The sequence below is a fragment of the Algorimicrobium bowmanii genome, assembly GCF_054031195.1.
Genome location: NZ_CM132929.1, coordinates 2,745,768 through 2,759,075, shown reverse-complemented (window position 1 = coordinate 2,759,075; position 13,308 = coordinate 2,745,768). Strand labels below are relative to the sequence as shown.

The 13,308-nt window shown below is 30.7% G+C and carries 16 protein-coding genes; 2 read left to right on the top strand and 14 right to left on the bottom strand.

What is annotated here, in order from left to right:
* Positions 1 to 12 precede the first annotated feature (12 nt).
* Together ACW5R3_RS12400 and ACW5R3_RS12395 are read left to right on the top strand one after the other, a co-directional pair.
* Entirely contained in the window at positions 13 to 723 is a 711-nt protein-coding gene (locus ACW5R3_RS12400) for a hypothetical protein (protein WP_456577331.1), read from the top strand.
* Between the two features lie 18 nt (positions 724 to 741).
* On the top strand, positions 742 to 1,311 hold the full coding sequence (locus ACW5R3_RS12395; protein WP_456577330.1) for a hypothetical protein: 570 nt from the start codon (positions 742 to 744) through the stop codon (positions 1,309 to 1,311).
* Between the two features lie 454 nt (positions 1,312 to 1,765).
* On the opposite strand, the gene ACW5R3_RS12390 is transcribed toward ACW5R3_RS12395, so the two are convergent.
* From ACW5R3_RS12390 to ACW5R3_RS12325, 14 genes are all read right to left on the bottom strand, one after another.
* Complete coding sequence (locus ACW5R3_RS12390; protein WP_456577329.1) at positions 1,766 to 3,133, bottom strand: FG-GAP-like repeat-containing protein; 1,368 nt, start codon at positions 3,131 to 3,133, stop codon at positions 1,766 to 1,768.
* 63 nt (positions 3,134 to 3,196) lie between these two features.
* Positions 3,197 to 4,003, bottom strand: a complete 807-nt coding sequence (locus ACW5R3_RS12385; RefSeq protein ID WP_456578837.1) for an IS3 family transposase — start codon at positions 4,001 to 4,003, stop codon at positions 3,197 to 3,199.
* 44 nt (positions 4,004 to 4,047) lie between these two features.
* The gene (locus ACW5R3_RS12380) at positions 4,048 to 4,419 is read right to left on the bottom strand and encodes a transposase (RefSeq protein WP_456577328.1); all 372 of its coding nucleotides are present in this window, start codon (positions 4,417 to 4,419) and stop codon (positions 4,048 to 4,050) included.
* 198 nt (positions 4,420 to 4,617) lie between these two features.
* Positions 4,618 to 5,226 (bottom strand): hypothetical protein, encoded by a 609-nt coding sequence (locus ACW5R3_RS12375; RefSeq protein ID WP_456577327.1) that lies wholly within the window; start codon positions 5,224 to 5,226, stop codon positions 4,618 to 4,620.
* Complete coding sequence (locus ACW5R3_RS12370) at positions 5,226 to 5,753, bottom strand: hypothetical protein (RefSeq protein WP_456577326.1); 528 nt, start codon at positions 5,751 to 5,753, stop codon at positions 5,226 to 5,228. The genes ACW5R3_RS12375 and ACW5R3_RS12370 overlap by 1 nt, the downstream gene beginning before the upstream one ends.
* Entirely contained in the window at positions 5,754 to 6,122 is a 369-nt protein-coding gene (locus ACW5R3_RS12365) for a hypothetical protein (RefSeq protein WP_456577325.1), read from the bottom strand.
* 665 nt (positions 6,123 to 6,787) lie between these two features.
* On the bottom strand, positions 6,788 to 7,264 hold the full coding sequence (locus ACW5R3_RS12360; RefSeq protein WP_456577324.1) for a hypothetical protein: 477 nt from the start codon (positions 7,262 to 7,264) through the stop codon (positions 6,788 to 6,790).
* 166 nt (positions 7,265 to 7,430) lie between these two features.
* Positions 7,431 to 8,183, bottom strand: coding sequence for a DUF2321 domain-containing protein (locus ACW5R3_RS12355; RefSeq protein WP_173302526.1), 753 nt, complete (start codon positions 8,181 to 8,183; stop codon positions 7,431 to 7,433).
* A gap of 153 nt (positions 8,184 to 8,336) precedes the next feature.
* A complete protein-coding gene (locus ACW5R3_RS12350) occupies positions 8,337 to 9,050 on the bottom strand; it encodes a class I SAM-dependent methyltransferase (RefSeq protein ID WP_456577323.1) in 714 nt (237 codons plus the stop codon).
* 231 nt (positions 9,051 to 9,281) lie between these two features.
* Positions 9,282 to 10,070 (bottom strand): hypothetical protein, encoded by a 789-nt coding sequence (locus ACW5R3_RS12345; RefSeq protein ID WP_456577322.1) that lies wholly within the window; start codon positions 10,068 to 10,070, stop codon positions 9,282 to 9,284.
* A 159-nt stretch (positions 10,071 to 10,229) separates the two neighbouring features.
* On the bottom strand, positions 10,230 to 10,712 hold the full coding sequence (locus ACW5R3_RS12340; RefSeq protein ID WP_456577321.1) for a hypothetical protein: 483 nt from the start codon (positions 10,710 to 10,712) through the stop codon (positions 10,230 to 10,232).
* Between the two features lie 166 nt (positions 10,713 to 10,878).
* A complete protein-coding gene (locus tag ACW5R3_RS12335) occupies positions 10,879 to 11,640 on the bottom strand; it encodes a pentapeptide repeat-containing protein (RefSeq protein ID WP_456577320.1) in 762 nt (253 codons plus the stop codon).
* Positions 11,641 to 11,808: 168 nt separating this feature from the next.
* A complete protein-coding gene (locus ACW5R3_RS12330) occupies positions 11,809 to 12,219 on the bottom strand; it encodes a hypothetical protein (RefSeq protein ID WP_456577319.1) in 411 nt (136 codons plus the stop codon).
* A gap of 210 nt (positions 12,220 to 12,429) precedes the next feature.
* Positions 12,430 to 13,206, bottom strand: coding sequence for a hypothetical protein (locus ACW5R3_RS12325; RefSeq protein WP_456577318.1), 777 nt, complete (start codon positions 13,204 to 13,206; stop codon positions 12,430 to 12,432).
* Positions 13,207 to 13,308: the final 102 nt, after the last annotated feature.

Genomic DNA, 13,308 nt, shown 5'->3' with positions numbered 1-13,308 from the left:
TTAGTTTAAGAAATGAAAGAGACTTTAAATGAGGTATATGATGATATGACTAAGCGGTTATACATGCCAATGGTTTTCTATATACCAAGACGGATTTGGAATCAGTTTGAAGGCGAGAATTGGAGTGATGAGATGTATAATGAACTCTTTGATAGGGTTGTGCTTATAAAATCAGATGGGGCTAGTTCTCTTTTAAGCAAAGAGCGTGCAAGCCAATATTTAATAATAAAGAAAGAACGCTTAGATAAGCTTACTTTTAAACTGTTAGAGCTTCAAAAGAACTTAGATGATAAACAGTTCAAATTTATATTAAGTAAATATGTTAGCCAATTAGATTTTTGTAGAAAAGTGTCCATTTGGATGTTGCAAAATGTAAAAGTAGATGTAGAATACTTGAATACTGATATGTTTTTGGCTTTCCAATTACAACAAACAGCTTTTCAAGAGCATTGGATATATGTTCAAGAAAACTTTTCCAAATCTTGTGAAAGCGATGATATACGCAAAACTGATTTTTTAGGTGATTCCGATTTAAAGTCCTTACAAGATTTAATGAATTCCACAGGTGTTTTGTCTGATACCATTAAAGATAAACAAAACAGCAAAGTTGTGCCTGTAGCAACAAAAGAATTGAAACAATCTAAAAAAGAAAAAAAAGAGCTTGTTACAGAAGAAGAAGCTACAGCTTTTTTATTGCGAACTGTATTTAACATGGATTCATAATTACTCAAATTTTAACAAATGACCAAAACAAAATCTGTCGAGACGGAAGATACTTCAATTAATTTTAGGTTGCCTAGGGAGTTAAAAACAATAATAAAGAATAAGGCCCAAGAAAATAAAAAGACGACATCTAATTATGTTAGAGATTTATTAGAACGTATACATAATGGAGATTATTGTCATAAGCAAAACGTTGAAAATAAGATTAAATCATTTCTGTTTTCGAAAGAGTTTTTACAGTTGCTGATTTGGATTTCTAAGAAAAATAGAGATTCTAAGTGTGTTGAAGATGTTTTGGAGCTAAATGGCTATGTAAAGACTTTAAAGAGAGTAGACGGTAATTTGCCTAGTATTCTAGTAGGAGAATTTGATAAGGTTTTAAATAGTGTGCTTATTCTTAGATCAGATGAATTAAGAAAGCTTAAAAAGTATGAATTTATTAATTCAATTCAGGAATCTAAGAAGTTTAATTTCGAAAAGATTGATGATTTTTTCCTAAATAATTCTAAGTTTAAAGAGTTTATAGAAATGAAAGGCGAAGGGGTTGTTGTTCCAAAATTACCTTTAGGGATGTTTCCAAAGAAATAAAATCAAACAATATATTTTGTGATAATATATGTGATAAATTTGTGATTAAAAATTATCACAAATTTATTTTCAAAAATCATACCCTTGATTTTGACTAAATTTGTAGTCAAATACAGTTATATTTTATGGTTTAAAGCTGTTCTATTTAGTTTTGTTGTTAAATATGTCTCTGAAATATGTGATACATTTTTCTAGACTTTAGTTTGTTGTTGTATAATTCCATTTTTTGAGATATAGTTTTCTAAACATTTATAGTCAAATCAGAATTATAATTTACAATCTTAATCATGATAAATAAATTCAAATAATTATAGTATGAAATAAGCTATTAAAATAGGCTTTTGCAATAGCAAAACCAGGGTTAATATATGATGATACTTATAGAAGTACTTTAGTGAAAAGTTAATGAGTTTTTACTTGTTTTTTACCACAGTACTTTGTTGGCAATAGTATCTTATTTTTTGATCACTTTTTTAAAACCTTTATTGCCCTGATCATCTTCTAACTCAACAAAATAAATTCCGTTTGTTAATAAGGAAATATCGATAGAACCGACATCTTCATGCGTCAGCACGAGTCTTCCATTTGAGTCATAAACACGAATGGAATTTAAAGTGCAATTACATTCAATCGTCAAGGTTCTTTCTGAGGGAACAGGATAAAGGATGAAATCGCTAAGCCGATGGGAAGGATTGCCTAAAACGCCTCCAAATTCAAACCATGCCACCGTATCATCGTGTATGGAAGCTGAAAGGACATCTGTATTACCATCACCGTTTAAATCTGCCGCATAAACCGATCTCACTCCATCTTGATTTGATGATATTATTTGACGAAGAGAAAAACTTCCAAGACCATTTAAGTTTTCGTACCATCCAACAGTATCATCCATCCAAGAACCCGAAATAACATCCATATCCCCATCTCCATCAATGTCTTCGGCATATACGCTATGTGCACCACCTGCTGATGACGTCAAATTGATTTGGATGCCAAAGTCCCCTAGTCCGTCTTCATTTTCGTACCAGGACACCTTATTATCACGACTTGAAGCTGAAAGCACATCCACGTCTCCATCACCGTCAATGTCGACTGCATAAACAGAAGCTGCACCATCTGCGCTTGTAGTAATAATTAATGGTGCCGAAAAATTTCCCAATCCATCGGTATTTTCGAACCATGCAATTTTATCATCTCTGGCTGACGCACTTATTACATCCATGTCTCCATCCCCGTCAATATCTTCCGAATAGACCGCAAATGGGTTGTCAACGTTGACGGTTATTATTTGTTCGGGACCAAATGACCCTTGCCCATCGGTATTTTCAAACCAGGAAACCGTGTTTTCCTCTTCAGACGACCCAATAATATCAATGTCTCCATCACCATCGATGTCGGCAGCAAATGCATCGTAAGGGCGAATCATATCGGTGGATATAACTATCTGGGGTCCGAAGTTTCCCAGACCATCAGTGTTTTCGTACCAGGCAATCTTATTATCGAATAGAGAGCTCGAATACGCATCCAGATCTCCATCCGAATCCAAGTCGGCAGTATGAACAGAGGTAGCGAAATCGGCCTCTAAAGTAATAACTCGTTCAGCACTGAAAGTTCCTTGCCCATCGATATTTTCATACCAAGCGATTTTGTCATCAAAGGACGAAGCCGACAATACATCTTTATCCCCATCTCCATCAATGTCTGCGGCGACTACAGAATTCGCATAGTCTGCATTATCTGAAATCACTATTGGAGATCCGAATTGGGCTGAAACATTTGTGTAAATTAATATTGTCGTAAGTACCTTAATCAATGTTTTCATGTTAATCAGAATTTGGTTTTAATATGTCTTGTCCTGAAATATGGCTACAGGTTAAAATTGAATTTACGCTGATAATTTATATACCATATTCGGTGTTTTATAGTCTAAAGATAAATGTAATCTTATTTGGTTGTATAAATTAATTGCATTTTTTGTAGCTCTTTTCGCGTGGGCCACGTTATCAAAGGTCTGGTCGAGATAAAATTCGTCTTTTAATATGCCATTAACACGTTCTGCCATTGCATTTTCGTAACAATGATTTTCTTCAGTCATACTAATATCTATTTTTTTTCTTTTTAATATTTGCGTGTATACATTGCTACAATATTGTATTCCTCTATCGGAATGATGTATGAGTCGATTAATGTTTTTAGCTTGATAAATGGCTTTATTTAGACCTCTTACACAACCTTTAAGTTCAAGGCTATCACTTAGGTCATATCCTATGATTTTCCTTGAATACATATCTGTTATTGGCGCTAAGTAACAAAAGCCTTTAATAGTTTTTATGTAGGTAATATCGCTTACCCACACTTGGTTTGGCCTTGTAATTTCCATATCTTTTATCAGGTTATTGTATTTATAAAAACGGTGATAAGAGTTTGTAGTTCTGGCACTGGTTCTCTTTCTAAGAGTAAGCATATTATGCTTTCTAAGCACACTAAATAAAGTATCTCTACCCACTTTAAGATTGGCTTTGTAAAACTCATTATCTAAAGATCTAATGAGTTTACGCACACCTTCTCTAGGAAGGAATTTACGTTTTCTACTGACTATTTTTATAATCTGTTGTTCCAGTATTAAACGCTTATCAGCTCTAGATTTGTATTTATAATACGCATCACGTTTAAGTCCAAAACAACGTGCTATATTAGTTAAAGACGTAAATCCCTTAGATTTCTCTATAGCTTTGATTAAGGCCTTATACTTAGCTTTTTTTTTAGTTCAGCAACAGATTTATAGCCTAAGTCTTCGGCTGCTACTTCAAGGTATGAATCTAATACCAAAGTATCTAAATCCTTTTTAATCAGTAGTTTTTTAAGCTGTTCAATCTCTTTTTGAAGGGCTTTAATTCTAGATATTTCGTCTTTTGTTTCCACTTTTACTCTGGTGTTCATTAAGTCTTTACGATTATACTTTTTAATCCACTCATTAACCGTTGTAGGAGCAATGGAGTAGAGTTTGCAAAGTTCGCTCTTTGTGTGTTTACCGGTTGTAAGTTCGGCTAAAATTTTCAGTTTGAAAGGTTCTGAATACCGTCTGATTACTTTGTCATTTTTGTACATAATGTTTAAAATTATGTAGCCTTTATTCAGGACGGGTCATAATTATTGCCAACGGTTTGAATATGCGTAGTTGCGGATTTTTAAGCACTTACTTTTCGGTTTAGCACTACACTTTTGTAAAAGATACAAACTTTAAATTTAGCACAAAAACCGCAATTACGTATATTTTTTGTTGTAGCCAGTTGTTGTACAGTGCCTTTATTCCCATTCTAAATATATTTGAGATTCATATATTGATTTTAATTCTGAATAATTATTTATCATTAGGGATTGCTCATTAAAAAAGTGAATTAATTTATTCACAACTTTTATGAAGTTTTCCAATTCAAAATATGGTTTATCTAAACTAAAACTTTCGTGATCATTATGATTGATAGGATACCTATACTTCATTGATTTTGGATCTTTATTATGAAATTCAGAAATTATTCTTTCAATTTGTTTTAAATAAATTGTGTCGATATTGCTTTCAATTTTCGGAAGTATTTTATTTCTATATATTTCCCAAAGTTTTAATAAACTGTGTTCGTTAGGAAAAGAATTATCATTATCAAGATATTTGTGTGCTTTATAAATAAGTTCTTTTAACTTTAATTCCACGTAATGTCTGTAATTAAAAACAATTGGGAAAATAATCCAATTCTCATAATATGAATTCTCTTTACTGAATTTATATAATCTATATCCTGCTTCTTTATATCCTTCTGAATATAAATGCAAACTATTTTCCACAGTTCGTTCTGTAGATGTAGTAGTTAATTCAATTTCTTGTTTAAATAATTTATCGGTTGCTAAAATATCATACATTATTCTGTCTTTATTGAATTTATAAATTTTTCTTTTTCATCTAATGCTGTTGAATTGTCCTTTAATAACCAACATTCAATACTTATCATTTTATCTCTTACTAATAGTAATACTGAATATCTTTTTCCTCTTTCACCTGTTGCTGGATTTACAGCACTATATTCAATCATTCGACCATTAAATTCTCCAACTTTTATATCTTTCACTAAACCTTTATTTCCTGTGTAGTCTAATTTCCCTTTAACCGCATTATTCAAAAAAGAACTTTCTACTTTTTTAGTTTCTTCTTTTGTCCAATTTTTCTTCGCTTTAACATATTGCACATAATTTGGTATTTGATTTCTCAAAATCATTGTTATAAAAAAACAATTTTCTGTTTTTCCGATATATGAAGTTGCTTTTTGATTTGCCTTATATTCTGGTGTAACAGGAAATGTAATAAAAATTCCATTGTCTATTTCCTTTTTAGTTTGTGAAAATGTATTTAATGAACAAAATACTATTATAATTATTAGTTTTTTTCTCATTTATTCTATTTTAATTTTGTAATGTTTAGAAAATTTTTGTTTAAGATTAATTAGTCCAAAAATAATTGCTGTCATAATAATTATCCATTTATATCCTTCAACGAAAATAGAAGGAATATAGAAATGCCAAAGTTTTTCAAAATAATTTGGTTCTTCGCTAAAATACTTTCCTCTGACTGGATAATAGTACATATTATTATCAATTGGGCTGGAAAATCCATAACTCCCTGATTCTCCATACATAGTTTTAATACTTCCAAAATGCTGAATGATTAATAAAATTGGTATTGAGATAAGAAATGCAAATAGTAAATTTTTTAGAATTTTGTTTACTGATTTCTTTTGTATTTTTATTTCTTTTTGTTCCATTAGTAGTTTCTTTAATTCAGGTTTTTTTTTAATTGGCTACAACGTTAAGTTTATATTTTGTTTGGCAATAATCGTTTACGAAGCGATAGCGAAGATAAACTATTTGACAAATGGAATATAAACAGTGTTGTCTGCCGTATATTTTATAAATTTAATAAAATATACGGATACCGTAGGCTTATCCTTAAGATATAAATACGCAAGTTTTTTGGAGTCCCGAACCTATGTATTATACACTGCCGTGTATGATTAACGTAGGTGTAAGGGAACGTTTTATCTCTTATAATATGATATACAGCGAATTATGTCTGATAAACTTGACTTTGTCAAAAATTATTACGACCTTAATCAAGTACTTCTAACGTGCTAACGTTTGGATAGTGAAACTCTCCACGATATTCGTCAAGTACTTGAAGGCTTATATATTCTTAAGTCTATTTAGTCAATCCGATTTCTCATATTATAAACCTTAAAGCATTTCAACATAGTACTCCACAAAATTTGTCGAATGGATAAGAATATGGCATACAACGTTTATGTATAAGGAAAGTTGCGTGTTTGTGTGCGAGGATTTTCCGAAGGAAAATCAGAAGCTAGCAAACGAGCAACAAACTTTGGTTTAGCTAAAACTAGCAATTTTTTTTATACGGTGTTGCCAACCGTTTTTATTTTAAATCAATTCCGAATATAACTTTAATTAAATATAAAATGATAACAAATATTATGCTTGAAATCAGTTTGTTTTCTGAAATCAGTTTCCAGAATTTTATAATAGGCTTTGTCTTTAAATCGGCTTTATTATTTGCTGTTATATTATTCGTTTGGGGACTATTAGAAAAATTAGATGACTGATTTACTTGTCCAATTGTCGAACCTGAAAAATCATTAACAATGTTTGAATCTGTTTTTTGTTCGTCTAACCAGTTTAAAAATTCCGACCAGGATTTTAATTCAATCAGTTTGGTCAGATATTTACGATTGTTAAATTCAGATGCATATGTGTATTTATTAGGTTTATATAAAAATCCGAGATTTTTAAGATTAATAATCAATTCCGAAATTTCATTTGGACTATCCTTTGTTAATGGAATTGGTTTACCGTTTTTTAAATCATCTAAATATTTTAACGTTTCGTCTGTCATAAGTTTGAGTGAGTTCAAATGGTTGGCAACGGTTTTGTGTATGGTTAGTTGCGTGTTTAAGCAACTAATTTAGTAAACAAAAACGAACGCAAGAAAATTCCGCAGGAATTTTCGCAAGTAAGCACGTAAAAAGCAATTAATTATACACGTTGTTAGCTGTAGTTTTTTAATGTCCTTTTGGTATGATTTTTACCTTTACTTTCATTTCCTTTGAATCATCATTCAGGTCATTTTCAATTCCACGAGGGTTGGTTATATAACCTTCTGGGTCATAAACAAAACAGTACAAAACTTTACAATCAGGATGAGATTTGTATTTAGCTATGTCAATTATTAATTGCTCTCCTAATTGTTTAGATTTTAAACTGTTTCTCGTTTTTTTAATCTCAATAACAATTTGCTCTTTTTTAAGTAGAAAATCAGACCTTGTTGAGCCTCCAGCATAACTTGGATTCCATTCTTCTGCTCGAACGTCATCGTAATAAATTCTTAATAATGAATGGAATAAATCTTGTGTGTCATATTCATCTTTAATGTCTAAAGTTTCTCTTTCATTATATCTTTGTCGCAATTGTTTAGCAACTAAATGAAATCTGTCCATTATTGTTTCAAGTAAAAAGATATCGTTTTTATCATTCGTTTTGATATTCTCTTTAATTTTCTGTTTTTTCGAACGCCAAGGAAAGTCTTTTCCACAATGTTTGCAAATATCAGGAACTGGTGTAATTCCTCCAGAAAGGTCTATTACATTTTCTAATTTGTAATCACCTTGTATGTCGTTACCACAATTTGGACAAGTCTTAAATGTTTTCGCACCACAAGTTGTGCAAAATTCTTTATTAAATGATGGACTACTATAATAAGAATCATTTACTCCGTGTCCATTTTCGCATACTAAATATGCATCGTATTTTCCCATATTTTTTGTTCAAATTACAGCTAACGGTCTTGTGTATGATTAGTGGCGTGTTTAAGCACCTAATTTAGCAAATAAAAACCAGATAGAAAATCCGCGAGGATTTTCGTAAGTAGGCGAGAACTAGCCATTAATTATACACGTTGTTGCCAATAGTTATTTTATTTTTTTTCCTTTAATTCCACTTGCACAACCGAAAAAATATTCCACATATTCAACTTCAAATTCAGGTCTGTTAAAAATCTGATACGTGTTTTTTGAGTTTCCAAATTCTTCTGTATAAACTCCTAACATTTTATAGGTCTCTGGACTTCCAAGAAATACCTTTCCTAAAATCGGAATAATATTTTTCAAGTAAAACATATAAAATGGTTTTAAGATTTTACTTTTTGGAACAGAAACGTCAATTAAGGAAAACTTTCCGTTTGGTTTTAAAATTCGGTTAATTTCGTTTGCTAATTTTCCAAGTTGTTCATCATTAAATGTCTTTAATCCAAATCCTGAAATTACATAGTCAGCTGTTTCGTTTGCAATTGAATTGTCAAAAACATTTTCTTTAAGAATCTCAACTTTAGATTTTTTGAATTTAGATTTATTCTTTTCCGCACGATTTATCATTTCGGTTGAGAAGTCAAGTCCGATTAGTTTTGAGTTATTGTCCGAATTTTTTAAAATATGTTTCCAACATTCCCCCATTCCGGTCATTAAATCGACAACTGTTTTTCCTTTCTCGATTCCAATTTCTTCAACACATTGTCTTCTCCATCTTTCACTAAATCCGAATGAGGTTATGTAATTCATTTTTGAATACGAACTACTCATTTTGTCAAATAGCTTTTCAACAAATTTAGGCTCGTAAATTTCTTTCATTCGTGATGTTGGTCATAATTATTGGCAACGTTGTTGTATATGAAAAGTAGCGCTGAAAATAAGCGATAATTTTTCGGATTAAACACAAGCCGAATTTTTAAATTTTACTAGTTATTTTATTTTTTGGAATTTGCCAAATTTAAAAATTTGGCGACTTCCTAAAAATGCCCGAACCTTTGTGTTATCAACGACTCGCGCTATTTTTTATATACGTTGTTGTGCGCAGGCTTTCTACGCAACTCTTATAACTTTAGCATCAAAATCAGCCATTAAATATACTCTTTCAAAATCCGATTTTATTGAATAATCCACATTTTCATTCAATTCGTAAGATACAGAAGAAAGAGAACCAATTAACAATACAAGCCAATACTCGCTCAAGTCAGTTTTACTCGTTTTATATTCCGAAATTTTAGTTTCCTTTTTCTGAACTTCTTGCAACAATCTTTCTTTGGTTAAATATTCCGCTCGCCAATTTTTTTCTTTGTAGGTAAACGATACTTGGGAATGCTTACCTGTTTTTATTCGAGTTATGAATTCGGGCAATTCAAATTCCATTTCCAGTCGTGTCCATTGCACCATATCAGCAATTTTTTCCGCTAACGCTGATTTTTCGCTTTGTTTGTAATTAAGTTCGTCATTTAAAATTGAAATCGTTGCGTGTACATTTGTGTTTGGGTATTTTTTTTCAAATTCCTTTTCAGCGTAATCAAAGAGTGTTTTTATTTTAAAATATCTACTCGCATCATCAGTCAAAATTTGAGTGTGTTCAAGTCCGATTAATTCACTTTTGTACTCAATTATAAAATCAGGATTTGGTGGTTTTGGTTTATCCGTAATTCGGATGTCTGTATCAACTTTATGAACGAACTTTCCAATTTGGCAAACCTCTAAAATCTCTTTTTTTTCGAGTTCAAAATTGTTCAAAATAGGGTAGATTATTTTGCCTAATTCCTCGTGCTCTTTTTTAGCACTTTCCATTAGTTTCTTAATATCTTCTCTATTTATTTCGATGTTCATTGGTTTTTTCAGCTTGCGCACAACGTTTATGTATAAGAATAGTTGCGGGTTTGCGTGCGAGGATTTTCCGCAGGAAAATCAGATGTAGCAAATACGCAACTACCTTTGTTTAAGCACTAAACCGCAATTATTTTTATACGGTGTTGTGCATAGTTTTTTTTAATTCGCAATCATTTTGTCCGAAATCATTATTCCACTATATCCAGCATTTTGGTGTTTAAGTGAAAGTTCATTTTTGATTAAAGGTTTGAATAGTAAGTTTGTCGTATCATTTACAATATCCACTTCAAATCTATACGCTCCAAAATCCCCTTTTTCAGTTTTTAGCGTAATCGGATTTTTTATTTCATATCCTTGTTTTGATTCATCTCTTTCTGTTCCAAACTGGACAAAGTCATCTCTAACATCAGCAACAAAAACAAATTCTCCATAATATTTAGTTCCTTTTTTTACTTGACTTCCTTTAATCGGATAGTGCTTAACTTTAACATCGTCAAATACATATTTGTTTTCATACTTTTTTAATTCCGATTTCAGACTGTCATTTTGAGTTTGCAATTGGTCAATTTCGTTTTTCAATTCAGTTTGATTTCCACAACTCGTAATTAAAATCAGTAGTAGTAAAATGAGAATTTTGTTCATTCAGTTTTGGGTTTGGTTAAATTATGCACAACGTGTTTGTATATGGTTTGTTGCGTGGTTTAGCACGTAATTTAGCAAATAAAAACCAAATAGAAAATCTGCGAGGATTTTCGTAAGTAGGCTAGAACTAGCAATAAATTATATACAGTGTTGTGTGTAGGTTTTTTTATCTTTTTTCTATTCTAAAGGTTAATTTTCCTGTTATTCTAGATGGTTCATCACTCATTTTAAAATTTTCTCTTAATTCTCTAACTCCAATGTTATTGTTTCTTTCAAGTTCTTGGAACCAGTCAATATCGTGAATAATAGCATTTAGGAAATCTACCTCAGTTAAGTCACATTCCTTAAATTCTGTTTTGTATAGATTACTTGAATTGAAACTACAATTTGTTAAGTTAACTTTCTCGAAAATTGCAGAACTTAAATTAGCGTTATAAAAAGTCGCATTCGTCATATTGCTCATTAAAAACCAGCTTTCTCTCAAATTTGCAAATGAGAATTTCCAGTTTTGCATATTTTCGTAATCAGTAAAAGTTTTATCAGTAGCGAGATAACAATGATTTAAGTTCAATTCTTTAGCTCCAAGTTTAACTAATCTTTTTATTAAACCTCTAGTTCTATACATTGCTTCTTCACTTTTCCAGAACTTAAAATCATTTATTTCTTCTGTATATCTCTCAATCAAGTCAGCTTTTCTTTTTCTTTCGAATTCTTCTTTTTCTTTTTTAGATTTATTTGTTTCGTAAACTGTTAGAATAATACCAAAAACAAACAAATCAAAGACTAAACCGTGAAATTCTACTAATATGTCGTGATACGAGAAGTCGCAATCGTAAATATCAAGAACGATAGCTATAATCATAGCAATTATTCCAAGTCCTATAAATAGTCCAATTTTAGATTTGATAATATTTCTTATTAATTTCAATTAGAGTTCAGTTTTTAACTTACACACAACGTGATTGTGTATGGTTAGTTGCGTGGTTTAGCGACTAAGTTAGCAAACATTTACGAACCCGTGAAAATTCCGCAGGAATTTTCGCAAGTAGGCAAGTACCAAGCAATTAATTATACACGGTGTTGGCAAATCGTATTTTTATTTCAGATTATAATTTTTCAATTCATTTTTCAATTCCTCAAGAGAATTCGGTTCAACAATTTGAGTGTCAATTATAAATTCCGTGTTTTGTGTAATTAGTTTTAAATCTCCAGCAAATTCCTTTATAGATTTTATTTCGGCTAGTTTTATTTTTTTTGGAAATAGACTGTTTTTTATTAATTCTCCGTTTTTCAGAGTCAGATATTGTTTTCTGTTTTCAAAGTAATAAATTATAAACATAAAAATTCCAGCTCCTATTTGTCCAATTCCGATAGATGCGAGTGAAATTTCTTTCCATTCTGAAATAATAAAAGATAGTAAAACGAGAATAATTCCGATTGCTACAAAGAATATTCCCATTCTTGAATTACTTCTTAATCTCTCTTTTGTATATCTGATTTTCGTCATTTCTTATATGTTTGCCAACGGTTGGTGTATGAAACGTAGCGTTTAAATATACGATAATTTTCAGATTAGCACCGAGCCGAATTTTTACATTTTGTTTTTATCGTTATTTTTCTAAAAGCCAAATTTAAAAATTTGGCGGACTTCGCAAATAGGCTAGAACCTTCGGTTTAGCACTTACTAGCTATGTTTTATACACGTTGTTGCCTACAGTTATTTTTCCGCACTATTTTTTATAAAATCAATAAATTCAATTCCGAATTCTGTTATTCCCATATGACTAAATGGAAGATTTCCAATTCGTTTCATTCTGTCGTCTATTAATAAGCCCTTTGCAAATAATCTTTGCTTATAAAACATAAAAGCATTTTCGGTCAAATCATAATATTCAGCTGTTTTGAATTTTGATAATGAGTCAATGTATTCTTTACTCTTTTTATAAGTTACAGTTAGTCTGTCAAAAGGTTCTTGAAATTTAGATTGTCCAATCACTAATCTTTCATTATCAAGCTGTTTTTTTAAAGAAGCTAAATTATCCTTATGTCTATTCATTTCGGTAATTTTATCTTCATATTCCAAAGTAAAATGCCTGTGATTATAAAGAATAGTAATTTCTTCCTCTGTTAAAGTACTGATTAACTCTAAATAATGGTCATTTAACTCTGAATGCTCTGAAGGACTGACTAATTGTTTGATTAATATATCTTTAAATCTTTTCAATTTCAGTTCAGATTTAGTTCTAACCACTCTTCGCAATACTGATTCGAATAAATCATTAAAATCCTCCGTTTTAATATTTTCTAAATTTATACCAGATTCCTCTGTAAAGTTATCTGCAAGAATTTCGATAAAATGATTAAGCCTTTTTTGTTTTAATTGACCATTGTATTCAAAAAATAATTCATTCAGCGCAGTTCCACCAAAAGGGACTGCACCAAAAAGTGATTTCACAATACTTACTAAAATTTCTTTTTTATCGATTTTGGTCATAATTGTAGGCAACGTTAAGTTTATATTTTGTTTGGCAATAATCGTTTACGAAGCGATAGCGAAGATAAACTATTTGACAAATGGAATATAAACAGTGTTGTC

What these genes read in the sequence shown, in the direction of transcription:
- ACW5R3_RS12400 (WP_456577331.1), top strand. Translation starts at nt 13, where the DNA reads ATGAAAGAGACTTTAAATGAGGTATATGATGATATGACTAAGCGGTTA.
- ACW5R3_RS12395 (WP_456577330.1), top strand. Translation starts at nt 742, where the DNA reads ATGACCAAAACAAAATCTGTCGAGACGGAAGATACTTCAATTAATTTT.
- ACW5R3_RS12390 (WP_456577329.1), bottom strand. Translation starts at nt 3,133, where the DNA reads ATGAAAACATTGATTAAGGTACTTACGACAATATTAATTTACACAAAT.
- ACW5R3_RS12380 (WP_456577328.1), bottom strand. Translation starts at nt 4,419, where the DNA reads ATGTACAAAAATGACAAAGTAATCAGACGGTATTCAGAACCTTTCAAA.
- ACW5R3_RS12375 (WP_456577327.1), bottom strand. Translation starts at nt 5,226, where the DNA reads ATGTATGATATTTTAGCAACCGATAAATTATTTAAACAAGAAATTGAA.
- ACW5R3_RS12370 (WP_456577326.1), bottom strand. Translation starts at nt 5,753, where the DNA reads ATGAGAAAAAAACTAATAATTATAATAGTATTTTGTTCATTAAATACA.
- ACW5R3_RS12365 (WP_456577325.1), bottom strand. Translation starts at nt 6,122, where the DNA reads ATGGAACAAAAAGAAATAAAAATACAAAAGAAATCAGTAAACAAAATT.
- ACW5R3_RS12360 (WP_456577324.1), bottom strand. Translation starts at nt 7,264, where the DNA reads ATGACAGACGAAACGTTAAAATATTTAGATGATTTAAAAAACGGTAAA.
- ACW5R3_RS12355 (WP_173302526.1), bottom strand. Translation starts at nt 8,183, where the DNA reads ATGGGAAAATACGATGCATATTTAGTATGCGAAAATGGACACGGAGTA.
- ACW5R3_RS12350 (WP_456577323.1), bottom strand. Translation starts at nt 9,050, where the DNA reads ATGAAAGAAATTTACGAGCCTAAATTTGTTGAAAAGCTATTTGACAAA.
- ACW5R3_RS12345 (WP_456577322.1), bottom strand. Translation starts at nt 10,070, where the DNA reads ATGAACATCGAAATAAATAGAGAAGATATTAAGAAACTAATGGAAAGT.
- ACW5R3_RS12340 (WP_456577321.1), bottom strand. Translation starts at nt 10,712, where the DNA reads ATGAACAAAATTCTCATTTTACTACTACTGATTTTAATTACGAGTTGT.
- ACW5R3_RS12330 (WP_456577319.1), bottom strand. Translation starts at nt 12,219, where the DNA reads ATGACGAAAATCAGATATACAAAAGAGAGATTAAGAAGTAATTCAAGA.
- ACW5R3_RS12325 (WP_456577318.1), bottom strand. Translation starts at nt 13,206, where the DNA reads ATGACCAAAATCGATAAAAAAGAAATTTTAGTAAGTATTGTGAAATCA.